Genomic DNA, 16,858 nt, shown 5'->3' on the forward strand with positions numbered 1-16,858 from the left:
ATGCCCCGGCGAAAAACCTTGAAGCTATCCACCCCGGCTGACATTCGCCGGAGTATAGGCCGGATCGGCAACATGATCTTGAATGGTGAGATAGACCCCAAAAGGGGAAACGCCCTTCTCTATGCTTGCAATTCGGCGCTGAACGTGATTAAAACATCTGAACTTCAAACCAAGCTGGATGAGTTGGAAGCCCTGTTGATGGAAAGTGAACGGTGATCTTATGGTTGATTTGTCCCCGGCTGAAATCATGCTGGATTCCCTGGTTCCGGCGCAACGCCTGATAAGGCGCTTGCAAGCCGTCATAGCGGCCCCTGTTCCCTATACGGGTATTGACCTACCCCGGCGCACCAAAGACAAAATAGCGGCCTTTCAGGGCGATATACAAGGCCGTATTGATGAACTGACTACACAACGGGAAAAGGCTGTGGCATTGATCAAGCTGATTCCAGACACTACCGCCCGGACAGTCATAGAATTGCGCTATGGGCTGATCGGTTCGGGATGTGAGTTGATGCCATATCCCGATGTGTGCGAAACTTTGGCTTATGAGAATCAAACCATATTCAGGTATCGCAAGAAAGGTGTTGACCAGCTAAACCAAATTTTGGGAAGCACAAAGGATAGTGAAAAATCATGCTGAAACATGAAAACCCCAACATCGAAATTATCAACGAAAACCTGTGGGCTGTTCGATATTCCCTGATTCCGCTGATTCCCCAAATCGATTATAAGCCTGATCCGGCAATCCCTTTGGAGCATTTGCCCAGCCAAATTTCCCCCAATGGGGTTGTAGTATTGAACAAAGATTTCAAGTGGTATGAAATCCTTCAAAAAAATTCAGTGATTGCTATGAAGTTGACCACAAAGCAAATTAAAAAGGAAATCACCAAAAAGGGCCGGGTTTTGGCCGAAACCCCAGCGGCGGCGGTTTATCGATATTGCCTGAAGGTAGAGTTGGAGCGCCGAAAAATCAAGAAAGGTGGTGTTACATAATGGCTACAATCAAAAGCGCCCTGTCCCTGTATGACGGCATGACCCCCGTATTGCGGAATATTGACAATGCCCTGAATATTGTTCTGAACAGTTTTGAAGCGGTTCAAGACGCTTCCGGGAACGTGATCGACACTTCCGCCATTCAGGAAGCCCGTGAAGAATTGGCAAGGGCCGGAAGTCAACTGGATCAGATGGAACAGAACATCCGGGAAGCCGAACAGGCCCAGGATCAGTTCAACGGTAGTGTTCGGGAAGGAGCCAACGCCGCTGATTCTTTGGGAAGCAAGCTGAAGGGCATTTTGGCAACCGTGGTGAGTATCGCCGGGGTGAAATCGGCCCTTGGATGGGCGCAAGAAAATATGAAGCTGGCCGACACCCAACGCAACGCCGAAAACCAGCTAAAAGCGGTTTTGGCAAACATGGGTGTTGAAGATGTTGAAGTCCCCGTGACCGTGGAAGCCGGGGATGCAGTAAAAACCCTGAATAACCTTGAAAATAATTTGGAAGCGTTGAACAGTCCCCAAGTCATTGTTGACACTTCCAATGCTATAAACGCCTTAAACCGGTTCAACCGGGTTTCCAATAGGCTTGATGGTTCGGCCATTGACACGACCTTGAATCTGGACAATGGGGAAGCCATGCAAGCCGCCATGGAATATGACGATTGGGCTAACCGGACGGACGGGAACACCATTCAGAACACCCTTCTTTTGAATGGGCCGGATCAGCCGGGGAACCTGGAAGCCACCCTGGCCCTGAACACGGGCGGGGCGGTTGCGGCCTATGATGATTTCATCAACGCCATGGACGGGAACACGATCACCGCCAATGTAGCCGTGGACAATTCCCAAGCAATCAGCGCCTATGACGCTATCACCGCCAAAGCGTCTGAAATTCAGGGCCGGGGCATTTACGGTGATGAAGCCATGATTGCCGGTGCCGCTGAATTCGCCACCTACTTTTCGGACGCTGAAGCCATTATGTCCATGATGGACACCCTTTCCAATTACGCCATGGGCATGACCGGGGGCGGGGCTATTGATGCAACCGCCATGGTGGACTATGCCACCAATCTTGGTAAGATCATGACCGGTGCCTATGACGCTATGACCAAGAAGGGCTTTGAATTCACGGATGCCCAAAAAGCCGTGATTGAAGGCACCGCCACCCATGCCCAATATGTGGAAGCCTTGGGCGCTGATTATCAATCCATGTCGGAAGATATGCGGGCGGCAACCGTGATCAATAGCATTATTGCGGAAAGTTGGGACGGCCTGTATGAAGCCATGTCCAACACCCCTGAAGGGAAAGTCATTCAGTTCAACAACACCCTTGGGGATATGCGGGAAGTATTGGGAAACCGGATTTATCCCGCTGTTTTGCAATTTTTTGATGCCTTCACCACCCGATTCCCGCAAATCGAACAGCTTTTGACGTGGTTTTCCGATGGCCTTTCCACCCTGATCGTTGTGCTGACTTGGGTTGCCACCGCCGCCCTGGACGTGGCTTCCGTCTTTGCCGATAATTGGGGCTGGATTGGGCCAATTATTTTGGGGATTGCCGGGGCGCTGGCCGTTTATTATGGCTGGCAGATGGCTGTGAACACCTTGGAAGCTATTTCCAAAGGGTTGAAAATAGCTTCAGCGGCGGCGGCGTATATCCATGCGGCGGCAACAGGGGCAGAAGTAAGCGCAATGGCGGCGGCAACAGCGGCCCAAAACGGCCTAAATGCGGCCCTGTACGCTTGTCCCATTATGTGGGTTGTCATGCTGGTGATCGCCCTTGTGGCGGCGTTCTATGCCGCCGTGGCGGCGGTCAACAAATTTGCCGGAACCAGCGTTTCCGCCACCGGTATAATTTGCGGCGCATTTATGGCGGCGCTGGCCTTCATCGGGAACCTGTTCGTGGCCCTGTGGAATATCGCCGTTGACGTGTTCGTGCTGATCTACAATTTGGTTGCCACCGTGGCAAACTTCATCGGAAACGTATTCACTGATCCTGTCGGAGCCGTGGCCCGCCTGTTCTTTGATTTGGCGGACACGGTTCTTGGTGTACTTCAGACTTTGGCCGGTGCCATTGATGCCATTTTCGGTTCCAATTTGGCCGGATCGGTTCAAGGCTGGCGTGATTCCCTTGGTGGTTGGGTTGATGAAACCTTTGGCAAGGGCGAAGAAGTCATGGAGAAAATGAACGCCGATGATATGAAGTTGGGCCGGTTCGAGTACGGGCAAGCCTTTGATCTTGGGTACAAATTCGGTGAAGGAATTGAAGATACCATCGGCGGATTGTTCAAGACCCCCACCCTGGATGAAATGGGCCTGGATTCCCTGGACGCTTTTAATCTTGGAAACACCCTGGATGGGGTATATGGCAACACCGGGGACACCGCCGCCAATACTGCCGCCGCCGCTGACACGCTGGACTATATGGATGAAGATTTGGCGTGGATGAAAGATATTGCCGAACGGGAAGCAATCAACCGTTACACCACGGCGAAAATCAAAGTGGAACAGCACAACGAAAACCACATTTCCAAGGACACTGACCTTGATGGGGTTATGGAAGCCTTCTGTTTCGACTTTGCGGAAAAACTGGATGTTTCGGCGGAAGGGGTACATGAATAATGGTTCATGCACCTAATGAAAAAGCACGTGCGCCCCCTTGACCATGGGCCATTCCATCAGCTTTTCTTTGGTCATGCTGGTTTTAACTTCACCCCCGGCCCATTGTAGGAGTGGGCCGGGGTTCCTTTTTGCCCGATGCTGTGTTATACTGAACATATTCAATCCAACTGAAGGGAGCCTGAAAAGTGGGCAAAGGATATATTTACAGATGCCCGCACTGTGGGCATGAAGAAGAATATCTGACCGGGGTAGGATTTACGGCCCCAACTGAACGGGAAAAGGCGCAAGCAAGAGTTTTGACCGGTGACTTTGGCCCGGAAGCGAGAGTGGCCCTTGAAACAACCCCGGCCCTTGCTATGGCGGTAGATGTGGAATGGGCATTGTACCAATGCCCCACCTGTTTGAAGCTGGACAGCAGAATCCGGGTTACATCTTCCTCCCACGCCCTGAAGATCAGAAACCACCAATTCTGTGATAGCTGTGGGAAGGAAATGCACCGATTCAGGCGGGGGATGAAAATGATCTGTCCGTCATGCCGGGAGCCAATGGCGGAAACGGATTTGATTAGTAATATTCTGTGGGATTGAAAGTTAAGCTTCAATTTATACTATAAAGGGGAAACTAATATGAGTGAGAAAATAACAGTCAAACAGGCGGCGGAACAGCTTGGAAAAACAGAACAATTTATCAGGATGGGGCTTCAACGTGGCATTTTACCATTTGGTTACGCCTTTGTGGGGAGTGGGAAAAGGTGGAACTATTACATCAATGAAGCTGATTTGAAAAAATACATAGAGGGCGGTAAGGATTTCAAAATATATAACCCCAGGCTGACGGTGGAACACGCTGCTTGGCTGATGGGCAAATCTGTTAAATTTGTTCAGCAAGGTTTACAACAGAAAGTGCTTCCTATCGGGGCGGCGGTTGAATTAGATCATTATGTATGGGATTACTATATTAGTCCAAAACTGTTTTCCGATTACACCGGGATAGCTTTGAATCAGAATGAGTGATTTCCGGTGAAATGCTATCTAACTGGGATCATGTTCCGCTGGTTTCCTTGGGATCACATAACCCCCGTCAATGGCTTTTCGGAGCCATAGCGGGGATTCTCTTTTGCTCGTTAAAAGTTGATTTTCAAGGATTTGTTCACTGTTGCATTGGTGTTATAAGTCCGTCCCGCTACTGTGGGCTACTGTGAGCGGCCTAAATATTGAACACGTTGAATTGCAACTGTTAGCGGCTACTGTGGGGCATGGTGGAACACCCGAATATTGAACTAAATTATTGTACCTTATCGAGCCTCCTGTCTCTCGCTCCAACTGTGCGAACACAATGACAAACATATGCATTCCCGAGTTACGCAGTCTGTGCTGACAAGGCTTGAAAGACGGCTCGGTTGTGGAGGACCGCAGGGGAATCGGGTTTATAGAGGGCGGCCAGCTCGTTGAACATTTCCGCTCTTTGGAGGCCGCCCAGGCGGCTGTAGCAGACGCACAGCTGGATACAGGGCAGATAGCCGTAGCAGTCAGGGGAGACGAAGCCGCCCCGGCGGTCGTCACGGGCGCAGGTGAGGGCCAAAGCGTACCAGTAGGCGGCCTGCCGGTACTGCTCCCGCTGGAAAAACCAGAGGCCGATGTCGCAGCAGACCTCGGCCCGGGGCCGGTCATAGGTGAACGTGCGCAGCAGCGCCGCCAGCGCCGCCTGGCCGCGGCCCAGCTCTTTGTGGCAGTAGGCGCAGTGGCAGCATGCGTCAATGTTGTTCTCCACCCACCCCCGGCCCTCCTCCAGGAATGCCTCAAAGACCTCCAGGGCCTCCTCCCAGCGGTGATGGTAGTAGAGCTCCCGGCCATAGTAGAACTGCTGGCGGGGCTCCAGCTCCTTTCCCGCCTCCAGCTGACTTTGATAGATACGCAGATTTCGGTCCGGGTCTGAGGGGCGGGTCTTTTTGTGGGTGACGGCAAAATCCCCGTACAGAACAGTCCCAACCGAGGGAACCACCTCGTGGACGGCTCCGACCCAGCTCATACCGGCCCGGTTTTTGATGAGCCGCTCCCGATAGTAGGAGAAGGTCACCCGGCCGCTCTCGTCGAAGCCGGTGTGGTAGGGGGCCATGACCACCGAGACGCCGGGGTCCAGTTCCTCCTTCAGGGCTCGGAATTTCTCCTGGTCCTCCTCAAGAAGTACGTCGTCGGCGTCCAGCCACAGACAGTAGTCCATGGACGCGTGGGAAAAGGACTCGTTTCGGGCGGCGGCGAAGTCGTCCCGCCAGAGGAAGTTGAAGATTTTGTCCGTGTAGCGGGCGGCGATCTCCCTGGTACGGTCGGTGGAGCCAGTGTCCACAATGACGATCTCGTCCACCAGCTCCGCCGCGCTGTCCAGACAGCGCGCCAGCACATCCTCCTCGTTTTTTACAATCATGCATAGGCTGATACTCACCATATCGCGGCCTCCTTTGATTGGATTGATTTGCTGAGGAACTCCCGCCGGTTTTACCGGCGGGAGTTCCATTCTGTTCGGGAAAGGGACTGCGGCGTCCTTAATCGCCCAGCCGAACGATGAGCATAGAAGCGCCCGAACCGCTGGCCAGCTGGACATTGTCCACGGCGGGGAGGTTGCCCACACCGGGGATATTGACGGTCGGGGAGTATGCCTGAAGCTCAATCGTGGGGCCCGCCGGCAGGGCCAGTGTGAGCGTGCATTCAAACTGCCGGGCGCCCACCGTGGCGTCGATGACGCCCTCATAGTCGTCGGCGGTGGAGATCCACAGCCGGGTCCCCACCGGCCGAATGGAGGGGGCGCTGAGGGTCACACGGTAGGAGATCTGATAGGTGCCCGCCTTCCGCACCTGGAACACCGAGTGTCCCTCGGGCACCGTGTTTGTGTCGCCCAAGATGATCTCCGGGCAGAGGACCGACACATCCGGAAAGGCGATGAAATCAAGGTCGCCGAAGCCGACGCTGCTGCCCCGGGTGTTGGCGGCGTAGGCGGCAACGGCCGTGGGGTTGGGTCCCGGGGCCCCGGTGGGGCCGGTTGGACCGGCGGGCCCTTCGGGGCCGGCGGGGCCGTCAGGGCCGTCGGGACCGGCCTCGCCCTCGGCAGGGCCTTCCGGCCCCATGGGACCCTCGGGGCCCATGGGACCCTCGGGGCCGGGGATGGTGGGGGTCTTGAGCACCGCGCCCAGCTTGGAGGTCAGCACCATCTGCTGCTCCATGATGCCAGACAGGGTGTCCTTCACGCTTTTGTTGACCTGCATCACCTCGTCCAGGGAGGCCGCCCCGTCCAGACCGGGCATGGTGCCCAGGACGTACTGCAGCTTCTCGCCCTCCACGTTGAGGAGGTGGCTCAGGCTCAGCTCCTCGGCGGCGATGGAGGAAATGATCTCATTGAGGCTGCCCTCTCGGGTCAGCGGGGGATCATTCTTGGGGAATGTGGGCATTGACATAAAATACCCCTCCTTAGCTCAAGCGGACCATGGACAGGGAAGCCCCAATGGAGTTGGGCAGCAGGGTCACCAGGCCCGCGTAGCCGTACACCTGCAGGGAGACATTGGCCCCCGCCGGCAGATCCACCAGGATGTCGTTGGCGAGGCGGCTCAGAGGCGTCGTCTGGGGCATGACATTGGAGCCTGCGATTTCCGTGCCGTCGACCATCAGCCGGGCGCCGAGGGTCAGGGGCGTGACAGAGTTGATATTATAGGAAACCCGATACCGTCCGGCTTCCGCCACGGTGAAGGTGTCGTTTGCCCCGTTGACCGTGATGTCGGGGGACAGCGTCTGGGCGTCGGGCAGAGCCACGTTGGTTCCGGCCATGAGGACCGTGAACGCCGCGCCCTTGGTGCTGGCGGCATAGGCGTTGGTGGCGGTGACATTGGGTCCGGTGGGACCAGTGGGGCCGGCAGGGCCGGTGGGGCCGGTGGCGCCCGCGGCTCCAGGGGCTCCGGCGGGGCCGGCGGGGCCGCCTGCAGGACCGGCAGGACCCTGGGGGCCGGTGGGGCCGGTGGGGCCGGTGGGGCCCTGCATGGGAGAGGCGTCCAGAGCGCCCTGCATCTTCCCCTTCAGGAAAATCTGATTCTGCACGGCGGTCTCCAGCAGACCGCGGACGCTCTCGTTGGCGTTCAGCACATCCTTCACCGTGGCGGCGGGACCGCTGAGGCCGGGCAGAGTTCCAAGAATATACTGCATCTTCTCGCCCTCGGCGTTGAGGATATGGCTCAGGCCGAGTTCCTCCATAGCGATGGAGGAAAGAATTTGATTAACCGCATCTTCCCGCTGAATCGGCGGGTCTACATTGGGAAAACTGGGCAGAGACATAATTGAGAATCTCCTTTCATTTTAAGAAGTGCGTTGTGAAGCACACAGGTGCGGCGGCGGAAGAGAGGCGCTCTGCCGCCGCCGCACCCGCAATACTATATGTGCCGGCCCGCCGGCGTGTTCCAGCCGGAACCAAATGGTCTCCACTGTCATAGGGTAGGACGGCGGCACGGATATCCTGCCGCATATTTCAGTCCCGGCCTCGCCGGGATGCGCTATGGAGTTTTTGAATATGTCTATGCCTTCCTTCCCCAAAAACGGAGCGGATATGACACGGGAAGAAGCTCTGACTATGATTATCGCCTGCATTGCCATGGAGGAGCTTGCCCTGAGCCATATTCTCAACGCCGGGGGTGAACATCTGCAATTCATCCTGGGAACGCTGCCTGGAACAAGCTCCCAGGATGTGCTGGCCGCCCACAAAAGCATTACTGCCCTGATAGAGGCCGTGACGCACAACCAGATGCTGTTGAAGAACAAGCTGGACCATGTGTTGGAGTTTGTCCCGCATCCGCCCGAGCCCTCCCAGCCGGCGTTCCCGGTTCAGCCCCCGTCCCCGTCGCAGCCCCCGTCCCCGTCGCAGCCCCCGTCCCCGTCGCAGCCCACACCCCCGTCACAGCCCACGACCCCGACTCCGCCGGCCCCGCCGCCCCCCTATGTCCCTGTCTGTCCGATGCCCTCCTCTCCGCAATACGCAGTTCCCTGGTCTCCGGCCCGTCCGGCTCCATACCAGGTGCTGTCCTGCGCAAAGAGCGCCCTTCAGCTGGTTGGCCAGCGGGAGAGAATACGGTGGGAGCCGGGCAGCCACCTGTTCTGGCGGCAGCGGAGCCGCTCGGGACGAAACATCTGCTGGGATGGGCGCGCCCCCGGGCAGATCCAGCTGAATCCGGGAAAAAGCTATGTGGTCCAGTACACATTGAATGTCTGTGCAATTTCCCCGGCAGAAGGGACCGGCAGAATCCTGCTCAGCCAATCGCCCTGCGGCGCATTCGCGGACACACCGCCGCTGTGCCTCCCATTACAGCGCTTGACACATGGTCCTCAAACCCTGCACCATGTCGCGGTGCTGCACCCCTGCGCAAGCTGCGGATGCGGGGCGGCGCTGTCTCTGACGCTGGATTCGCAAACGCCTCTGTGCGTCGAACGGGCGTTGATGGATATTGTAGAACTTTAGCGAAAAAACCGAACGCCTTGATACGTCAAGGCGTTCGGGCAAAGAATGACTCTGGCCGGCTGAACAGCCAGCCTGTACAGCCGGTCTTATATCCAGTTTGGGCGCCGGAGAGGAGGGCTGAACGTGGAAGTAACCATTCATGCAAATACATTGATTAAGTTAGCGGAGCTCCTGACCGCGCTGGGTGTGATCGGCGGTGTGATCCTCTGGTGCTTCAAGTTTGTCCAGCGGAGCAAGAGGCAGCACGAGGAGCTGAAAGCGATCCGCAAGGAGCAGACCCTGATTTGCTATGGCCTTCTGGCCTGTCTGCAGGGATTGAAGGACCAGGGCTGCAACGGTCCGGTCACCGAAGCCATGAACCGGATTGAGGAGCACCTCAACCAGGCCGCCCACGATGAGGAGAATTAATTCGCAGGAAGGAGCGATCAATGATGAGTAAAATCGACTGGAAGCGCAAGCTGAGCTCCCGCAAGCTGTGGGCGGCGATCGCAGGTGTCGTCACCGGACTGGCCATGGTGTTCAAGTTGGATGAGAGCACCATCAGTTCCGTAGCAGGCGCTGTGGTATCGATGGCCTCTGTGGTATCCTACATCATCACGGAGGGCAAAGTGGATGCGGAGAGCGTCAAAAAGGCCATGAGTGATCCGGCGAATTGAGCCGGATCACCAAAAGAGGCTTGTTTCAGGTTCTATTTTATACGCTGTATGAACGTCCCGTATCTATTGCGCGCAATAGATACGGGTGTATTTGTGTATTCTTGGTTCAAACTAGCTCATACATCCAAATTCCAAAAGCTGGGGGCCAATCCAGGCCAAATTGAGCAGAGGGGTTTTAGAAAGAACCCGCCAGCTGGCAGACACATAAACTGTGCCGAGGGCCGCGCTGGTAAGGAGTCTTTCCTGCTGTTGTGCTGGCGCGTCCCTGGCGCGCGCCCTCATTCAGAAAGGAGATTGTTTTATGTCTCTGCCCAGTTTTCCCAACATTGACCCGCCTATCCAGCGGGAAAACGCAGTCAATCAGATTCTCTCCTCCATCGCCATGGAGGAACTCGGCCTGAGTCATATCCTCAATGCTGAGGGCGAGAAGCTGCAATATATCCTTGGCACCCTGCCTGGCCTCAGCGGTCCTGCCGCTGCCGTGGAGGAGGTGCTGACCGCTAACGAGAGCGTCCGGGACCTGCTGAAGACCGCGGTGCAAAACCAGCTCTTCCTGAAGTCCAAAATGCAGGAGGCGCTGGAGGCATCTCCCATGCAGGGGCCCTCCGGCCCGACCGGACCCGCCGGACCCGCCGGAGCGGCTGGTGCCACTGGCGCCACTGGCGCTGCCGGTCCTGCCGGCGCCGCCGGGGCTGCCGGGGCCACTGGCCCTACCGGACCTGCCGGACCCACTGGTCCCACCGGACCCACCGGCGCGACCGGACCAGAAGGCCCTGCCGGACCGGATCTGGCCGGCAAGAACGGGCCAACCGGCCCCACTGGTCCAACTGGCCCCACCGGCCCCATTATCATCGAGTATGCCTATGCCGCTAACACCGGCGCAGCCGCGATCCCTGTGAATGGCCTGGTGCCTCTGCCGAGCAACCAGGTAAAGGCCAAGAGCATCACCATCAGCCCAGACAACACCAAGTTCACCGTGAAGACCAGCGGGGTCTATCAGGTCGGGTATGTCATCAATACCGACAAGGCCCTGACCGCTGGCGCCCGGCTGCTGGTCAACGGCGAACCAAGGGAAGGGTCCGCCGTGGGGGGGATAGCATCCCTGTCCCTGAACCGGCTTTCCAACGAGGTCCTGCTGCGTTTGGACAATAACGACGAAGTTTCCTTGCAGATGTTCAATAATCCGCTTGGTACTGTGCTGCTGCCCGCTCCTGTGGGGGCGTCCCTGAGAATCGTCCGGTTGAGTTAAGGAGGAACGCTTTATGTCAATGCCCACATTTCCCAAAAACGATCCTCCTCTGAGCCGCGAGGGGAGTCTGAACGAAATTATCGCTTCCATCGCCGCCGAGGAGTTGAGCCTGAGCCACATTCTCAACACCCAGGGCGAAAATCTGCAATACGTCCTGGGGACCCTGCCCGGTCTGGATGAGGCGGCCTCGCAGGATGAGGTGCTCCGGGTCAACCAGAGCGTAAAGGACACACTGTCCGGCATCATAGAGCAGCAAATGATGCTGTCCTCCAAGCTGGGCGCGGCCTTGAAGGCCCCCACCGTTCCCGGTCCCGCCGGACCTGCTGGACCTGCTGGTCCCACCGGACCTGCAGGAGCTGCCGGGACCACCGGTGCGGATGGCCCTGCCGGTCCTGCCGGAGCCGCCGGGGTCACCGGAGCGGACGGTCCCACTGGCCCTGCCGGGGCTGCGGGCGCGGCAGGCCCCACCGGGGCCGCAGGTCCGCAGGGTGTCACCGCGGAAGGCGAGGCTCGCAATGGCGCCACCGGTCCCACTGGAGCTACCGGACCCACCGGGGCCACCGGCCCCAACCCCACAGCTGCCGCGGCCTTCGCCGCCAACACCCAAGGGCCTGACATCAATGTGCCGGCCTATTCCGGTGCTGCGATCCCCCTGCCGGATGCTCAGGTCATGTCCGCAGATATTACTGCCAACCCGGAGAACACCGTGTTTCAGGTGAACAAAAAAGGCGTCTATTTGCTCTCTTACCGCGTGAATCTCACCAAGCCCGCGCAGGTAGGGACCAAGCTGATGATCAACAAAATGGCGCGAACCACTTCTTCAGTTATCCCTGCGGCTCCTACTGCCAGCTTTGAGAATCAGTATGTGCATCTTATGAACGCCGGTGAGACACTCCAGCTCCAGCTGTGCGCGGCCCCCCTCCCCGGGCTCTCTCCAAAAGCTCAAACTGTCACCCTGGCAGGCGCTTCTTTGAGTATCATCCTGCTGAAAGAGGGGTCATGAAGGGGCACATTCCTCCTGTGCACACCCACTTAGAAAGGGGATTATTTTATGTCTCTGCCCAGCTTTCCCAATATTGACCCGCCCATCAAGCGGGAAGACGCAGTCAATCAGATTCTTTCCTCCATTGCGATGGAGGAGTTAGGAATGAGCCATATCCTGAACGCTGAGGGCGAAAAGCTGCAATATATCCTTGGCACGTTGCCTGGCCTCAGCGGCCCCGCCGCTACCGTAAAAGACGTGCTGAACACCAATGAGAGTGTTAAGGATCTGCTGGAAACCGCCGCGCAGAACCAGCTCTTCCTCAAATCCAAGATGCAGTGCGCGTTGGATACCACCCCCGCACAGGGTCCCGCTGGCCCCGCTGGAGCCACCGGTCCCACTGGCCCTGCCGGACCTACCGGAGCCACTGGCCCCACCGGCTCCGCTGGCGCGACAGGAGCGGCAGGAGTGACGGGAGCCACCGGTCCCACTGGCCCCGCCGGTGCAACGGGCGCTGCCGGCCCTGCCGGCCCCACCGGTGCAACGGGGCCTGCCGGACGATATTCCCCAGGCATGGATGGACCCACGGGGCCTACCGGCCCCACGGGACCCACCGGCCCTAACATCACAGCCACCTACGCCTTTGTTGACAATTCCACGGGAGGCACCGTCCTCCCCGATCCATTAAGCGACGGCCTATTAGGTGTCACAGTGCCTTTGCCGAATATCGGGACGCGTTCCACAGATATTGGCTTCGATACAGCCAGCAGCGAGTTTATTGCGAAAATAGACGGGTATTTCCAGATTTCCTACAACCTGAATCCCTCCACGCCGGTGGTAGGCACTGCTCAGATCGTAATCAACAATGAGGTCAATAAAGCCTCTGTCATGACTCCGCAGTTGGCCGCAAACCACTTCTCCGGCACGGTCCTGGTACCGCTGCGCAAGGACGACAGAGTCTCCCTGCGGGTGATCAGCGCCACGCCGGTCGTGCTGCCGGCTCAGTCTGCCGGGGCCTCCCTGTTCATGCTCCGCCTGGGCTAAGGCATAGGCTTTGGAACAACGAAACCGGTGTGAACCACAAAAGTAAAGCCATAAAAATATAACAAAGACGCCTGAAGAAGAACAGAAATCGCCGGAACTTGCTGCATCGCAACAGGTTCCGGCACTAAAGTGAGACCTCAATTTCAAATTCGGGCAGTAACTCCAAAATTCATACTCCCTACTCTGCATCGTTGTTTTGCAGGGATATATGAATGGAAAGAACCGTACTGAAGATGTACCCCTCCCCTATCGGGACAATACCGGCGCAGCTATCTCAAGTAACAGACAGCTGCGCCGTTTTTTAATGTAGGAGCGTTAAATTATACAAGATTCAGGAAAACAGTGATGATACCAGTATTGACTAGATTGATGAACAAGCTGCCAACCAACGGGACGATAAAAAATGCACTGGGAGAGGAGCCGTACTTAGCGTCGATAACCTGCATATTTGCCATAGCTGTAGGTACTGCCCCCAAGCCAAAGCCAGTTTGTCCAACGGTCATCACGGCGGCATCAAAGTTTTTTCCCATGATACGGAATGTGACAAAGATACCAAAGAGAGCGATCAGCACCATTTGAGCGCCAAGGATCACCAGCATGGGCAGAGCCAAATCGATGAGCTGCCAGAGTTTCATTGTCATCATAGACAGTGCAAGGAAAACCAACAAAGAGATATTGGAAATCATGGAGAGCTCGGGAAGCTTAAGGTCGAATTTGTCGGTGTGGTCAGCGATGTTTCTCAGGATGGCGGCCGCTACCATGGCGCCCACGGAGGCAGGGAAGTCCAAACCGGTCTTTTCCAATATAGCGGATACTAAGGCTCCAATGCCTATCGTAATCAGAACCTGGTAGGCAGCTGCGGTCAGCCGTTTCTCATTGACAGGAATTTTCTCTTCACTGGAACCAAATTTCATATTCGTGACATCGGGATTGGGGGTTAACTTATTACGTTCAATCAAGAAACGGCCGATGGGTCCGCCGAGCAAGGTGCCGGCCACTAAACCAAACGTGGCAGCAGCGGTAGCAACAGTTGTTCCAGCCGCCAGACCGGCTTTTTCCAGAGTGGGACCCCAAGTAGCAGCGGTACCGTTGCCGCCCACCATAGGGATAGAGCCGCAAGCCAAGCCAACTAAAGGGTCAACGTTCATAAGCTTGCAAACGATAACACCCAGTCCATTTTGTAAGACTACCAAAACAGAGGAAAGAATTAAAAACAGAATAACCTGCGGGCCTCCTCGTTTCAGTAGTTTCCAACTGGCCGTGTAGCCAATACCTGCATAGAACAGAAGACTGAAAAATTCATTAAAAGAACTATTGAGAGACACTTTACACACACCGGACATATTTAAAATGGTAATCAAAAGGGCAAAGAGGACACCACCTATGACGGGTGTGGGGATACAAAATCTGCGTAAAACCTCAGCGTGCTTTTTAATAAAATCGCCGGCCATTAAGACTACAATAGCCAGAGCAATCGTGTAATAGACATTTAAACTGATTTCCAACATCGGAATATCTCCTTTCCGCTTAAAAGTAGGTTAGTGTTTGATATGCAGTTCAACTACACCTTTGGTACGCCATGCTCCATCAATGTCTTCCCATCGGCTACGATAGTGCCATTTTTCATAATAACATCATAATGGCAAGCTGCTTTTACTACGCCGCCGAGCGTAATGCTAGTGCCAATTCCAATATGGCAGGTACCAAAGACACCTTCATCTTCCAACATAAAACCGCAAAAATGGCACTTTGGATTGAGTCCTACCCCGTGTTCTGCAATATTATAGACATTGGGGTCATTTTTAGAAGCCAAGTTGTCAGCCAGCATTTTGGCCTGGCGCCCACCAGAAATATCTACGATACGGCCATTTTCCACTTTGAGGGTGACTGGCTCCTCCAGTACACCGATACCGATATATGGAATGCTTCCATCCGCTACGATGATCCCATTGGCGGTACCCTCCAAGGGAGAAACATTGGCTTCTACGGTGGGAAGGGTGGAAAACTGTCCAGGTTCTACCATACAGTACAGGCTATTGCCCCGGCGGCCTTTTGCCGAATATTCAAGGTGGGTCCCACTCGAGGATGTTAAGATGACTTTCTCTGCCCCAGCCATTGCTTTGGCCATGGCAGTACAGACAATTTTTGCTTGCTCAAAATCGCCCTCAATGCCGCCATGAATCATCATTTCCTCCGTAAAGTGAGTGAGGACAAGTCCTCGGGAACCGGCGGCGATGGCATCTTTCACGGCGTGTGTGTGTGTTATAGAAGTGCCTACTACACTCAGGAAGGCGTCGCTGGCCTTCATAGCAGCGGCAATCTCCTTAGGGGGCTCTTCACCATCCTGCTTGCGAGGTTCCATAATGCAAATAGCAGGTTCTGCTCCTACCCGATAGACTTCAGCAGCCAACGCCTGCGCAATGCTCAATCTGGACAATTCAGTTACAATCAGTACCTGCTCCCCCGCTTGAATTTTGGCGCAAGTATTCACTACCTTGCTTGCGCCACGGGACATATAAATGTTATCCATTCCCTTCATCCTCCTCAATTTTAGTTGATCGCCTCTCTAGATAAGAAGAGAAGCGATATATTCTATATTCTATAGAATATAGAATATATTTTAATCAATTTCAGTCTGAAGTCAAGCCCCATTCTCTGATTTCTCATATATACGAAAAAAAGCGGTCAAGCATTTGTACAATCCATACAAAAAAGGCAGGGCAAATAGTGCCCTGCCTTACGATTATTTGCCTTCTATGAATCTTTGACCGTTTCTGATATGTCTGGAGACGGCGTCTTGCGCACGAGTTATATCGCGTGCTTCCATCGCCTCAACAATTGCTTTATGTTCCTCATAAATGGCGCAGCGCCGTTCAATGTTAGCAGAGGAATACTTTTTATCCCGGCTGATCGTTCCCTTCAGCACGGCTAATAGCTCGCAAAGGGTGCGGTTTTGAGTCATTTGATAGATGTAATCATCAAATTGCTGACTGGCTGAAAAAATTTCACTTGAATCGCCTGCATTCCGATATAATTCAATGAACTGGTACAGGTTTTGTATGTCTTTCTGCTCCATATGCTCAATTGCCTCAGCGATGGCCAGATGCTCTAAGGCCTCACGGCAAGCGTATGCTTCAGTAATTTCACGTTGATTTAATGTACGGACTACAGCGCCACGATATGGAATAATTTCGACAAGTCCTTCACTGGCCAAGCGCTTCAGTGCTTCGCGCACTGGTGTAGCACTGACATTCATTTGTTTGGCAAGGTGCTGCTCTTTTAATTCTGTGCCTGCAGCAAAGGAACCATTTACAATTAACTCCACTAATGTGCGATATACATGTTCATTCAATGGTATCCTTGATATTTTGTGGATGCCTTTAGGCTCCATATTGCCTCCACCCTCTTCATAATATTATATTTTGTATTATATTCTATTTCTGCTGCAGAAGTCAATCTTAGACATATGATATTTCTTTTTGTTCCCCCCTCCGTTCACGGAAAATATCCTGTAATAGACTTTTAAAGCGGTTCAGGTTCTTTCTCCCGTTTCTTGATCCCGAGGTAGGCGCTGTCCCCATAGACCACCTCGTCATCTTCCCGCAGAAGTCCTGCCTCCACAATGACATCATGGACATTGGCGGCGGCGGCCTCTACCCCTTCAAGCGATACCCATTCGCCGCACAAACGAGGAACAGGTGAAGGGCTTTCCATTGCCCTTCACCTGTTTCCTTACTCAAGCGCCAAATTGTAACCTCATTCCCATCAGGCAGTTTACTGGCAGGCGCAGGAGCCAGACACTCCCTGATAGAAAGCACCCCGC

General features: G+C 55.0%; 19 protein-coding genes. 12 read left to right on the forward strand and 7 right to left on the reverse strand.

What is annotated here, in order from left to right:
- The 6 genes from VV088_RS09970 to VV088_RS09990 all read left to right on the forward strand — a co-directional run bounded on the left by VV088_RS09970 (nucleotide 1) and on the right by VV088_RS09990 (nucleotide 4,630).
- On the forward strand, nucleotides 1–216 hold the full coding sequence (locus tag VV088_RS09970; protein ID WP_334600530.1) for a hypothetical protein: 216 nt from the start codon (nucleotides 1–3) through the stop codon (nucleotides 214–216).
- A complete protein-coding gene (locus VV088_RS09975) occupies nucleotides 206–640 on the forward strand; it encodes a hypothetical protein (RefSeq protein ID WP_334600531.1) in 435 nt (144 codons plus the stop codon). The genes VV088_RS09970 and VV088_RS09975 overlap by 11 nt, the downstream gene beginning before the upstream one ends.
- Nucleotides 634–993: a hypothetical protein gene (locus VV088_RS09980; RefSeq protein ID WP_334600532.1), complete on the forward strand. Its 360-nt coding sequence runs from the start codon at nucleotides 634–636 to the stop codon at nucleotides 991–993. Before VV088_RS09975 ends, VV088_RS09980 begins: the two co-directional genes overlap by 7 nt.
- Entirely contained in the window at nucleotides 993–3,617 is a 2,625-nt protein-coding gene (locus tag VV088_RS09985) for a phage tail tape measure protein (protein WP_334600534.1), read from the forward strand. Before VV088_RS09980 ends, VV088_RS09985 begins: the two co-directional genes overlap by 1 nt.
- A gap of 356 nt (nucleotides 3,618–3,973) precedes the next feature.
- Complete coding sequence (locus tag VV088_RS22745; RefSeq protein ID WP_442913176.1) at nucleotides 3,974–4,204, forward strand: NADH pyrophosphatase zinc ribbon domain-containing protein; 231 nt, start codon at nucleotides 3,974–3,976, stop codon at nucleotides 4,202–4,204.
- A gap of 39 nt (nucleotides 4,205–4,243) precedes the next feature.
- Entirely contained in the window at nucleotides 4,244–4,630 is a 387-nt protein-coding gene (locus VV088_RS09990; RefSeq protein ID WP_334600535.1) for a helix-turn-helix domain-containing protein, read from the forward strand.
- A gap of 346 nt (nucleotides 4,631–4,976) precedes the next feature.
- On the opposite strand, the gene VV088_RS09995 is transcribed toward VV088_RS09990, so the two are convergent.
- The 3 genes from VV088_RS09995 to VV088_RS10005 all read right to left on the reverse strand — a co-directional run bounded on the left by VV088_RS09995 (nucleotide 4,977) and on the right by VV088_RS10005 (nucleotide 7,930).
- Nucleotides 4,977–6,059, reverse strand: a complete 1,083-nt coding sequence (locus VV088_RS09995; protein ID WP_334600536.1) for a glycosyltransferase family 2 protein — start codon at nucleotides 6,057–6,059, stop codon at nucleotides 4,977–4,979.
- Between the two features lie 97 nt (nucleotides 6,060–6,156).
- On the reverse strand, nucleotides 6,157–7,062 hold the full coding sequence (locus VV088_RS10000; protein ID WP_334600537.1) for a BclA C-terminal domain-containing protein: 906 nt from the start codon (nucleotides 7,060–7,062) through the stop codon (nucleotides 6,157–6,159).
- Between the two features lie 13 nt (nucleotides 7,063–7,075).
- Nucleotides 7,076–7,930: a BclA C-terminal domain-containing protein gene (locus tag VV088_RS10005; protein ID WP_334600538.1), complete on the reverse strand. Its 855-nt coding sequence runs from the start codon at nucleotides 7,928–7,930 to the stop codon at nucleotides 7,076–7,078.
- Between the two features lie 232 nt (nucleotides 7,931–8,162).
- Between VV088_RS10005 and VV088_RS10010 the strand changes: the two genes are divergently transcribed.
- From VV088_RS10010 to VV088_RS10035, 6 genes are all read left to right on the forward strand, one after another.
- Nucleotides 8,163–9,104 (forward strand): hypothetical protein, encoded by a 942-nt coding sequence (locus VV088_RS10010; protein ID WP_334600539.1) that lies wholly within the window; start codon nucleotides 8,163–8,165, stop codon nucleotides 9,102–9,104.
- 123 nt (nucleotides 9,105–9,227) lie between these two features.
- A complete protein-coding gene (locus VV088_RS10015; protein ID WP_334600540.1) occupies nucleotides 9,228–9,512 on the forward strand; it encodes a branched-chain amino acid ABC transporter permease in 285 nt (94 codons plus the stop codon).
- A gap of 20 nt (nucleotides 9,513–9,532) precedes the next feature.
- Complete coding sequence (locus VV088_RS10020) at nucleotides 9,533–9,760, forward strand: hypothetical protein (protein WP_334600541.1); 228 nt, start codon at nucleotides 9,533–9,535, stop codon at nucleotides 9,758–9,760.
- Between the two features lie 301 nt (nucleotides 9,761–10,061).
- Nucleotides 10,062–11,009, forward strand: a complete 948-nt coding sequence (locus VV088_RS10025) for a BclA C-terminal domain-containing protein (protein WP_334600542.1) — start codon at nucleotides 10,062–10,064, stop codon at nucleotides 11,007–11,009.
- A gap of 13 nt (nucleotides 11,010–11,022) precedes the next feature.
- Entirely contained in the window at nucleotides 11,023–12,012 is a 990-nt protein-coding gene (locus VV088_RS10030) for a BclA C-terminal domain-containing protein (RefSeq protein WP_334600545.1), read from the forward strand.
- Between the two features lie 48 nt (nucleotides 12,013–12,060).
- Nucleotides 12,061–13,035, forward strand: coding sequence for a collagen-like triple helix repeat-containing protein (locus VV088_RS10035; protein ID WP_334600546.1), 975 nt, complete (start codon nucleotides 12,061–12,063; stop codon nucleotides 13,033–13,035).
- Nucleotides 13,036–13,355: 320 nt separating this feature from the next.
- Here the strand turns inward: VV088_RS10035 and gltS are convergent, their stop codons facing one another.
- The 4 genes from gltS to VV088_RS22750 all read right to left on the reverse strand — a co-directional run bounded on the left by gltS (nucleotide 13,356) and on the right by VV088_RS22750 (nucleotide 16,749).
- The gene (gltS, locus tag VV088_RS10040) at nucleotides 13,356–14,543 is read right to left on the reverse strand and encodes a sodium/glutamate symporter (RefSeq protein WP_334600547.1); all 1,188 of its coding nucleotides are present in this window, start codon (nucleotides 14,541–14,543) and stop codon (nucleotides 13,356–13,358) included.
- Nucleotides 14,544–14,596: 53 nt separating this feature from the next.
- Nucleotides 14,597–15,565: an aminopeptidase gene (locus VV088_RS10045; RefSeq protein WP_334600548.1), complete on the reverse strand. Its 969-nt coding sequence runs from the start codon at nucleotides 15,563–15,565 to the stop codon at nucleotides 14,597–14,599.
- Between the two features lie 213 nt (nucleotides 15,566–15,778).
- Nucleotides 15,779–16,426 carry a GntR family transcriptional regulator gene (locus VV088_RS10050; RefSeq protein ID WP_334600549.1) on the reverse strand — a complete coding sequence of 216 codons (648 nt, stop codon included), beginning with the start codon at nucleotides 16,424–16,426 and terminating at the stop codon, nucleotides 15,779–15,781.
- A gap of 131 nt (nucleotides 16,427–16,557) precedes the next feature.
- Nucleotides 16,558–16,749 carry a hypothetical protein gene (locus VV088_RS22750; RefSeq protein ID WP_442913140.1) on the reverse strand — a complete coding sequence of 64 codons (192 nt, stop codon included), beginning with the start codon at nucleotides 16,747–16,749 and terminating at the stop codon, nucleotides 16,558–16,560.
- Between the last annotated feature and the right edge of the window lie 109 nt (nucleotides 16,750–16,858).

This window comes from Lawsonibacter sp. JLR.KK007 (assembly GCF_036941135.1).
GTDB lineage: Bacteria > Bacillota > Clostridia > Oscillospirales > Oscillospiraceae > Lawsonibacter.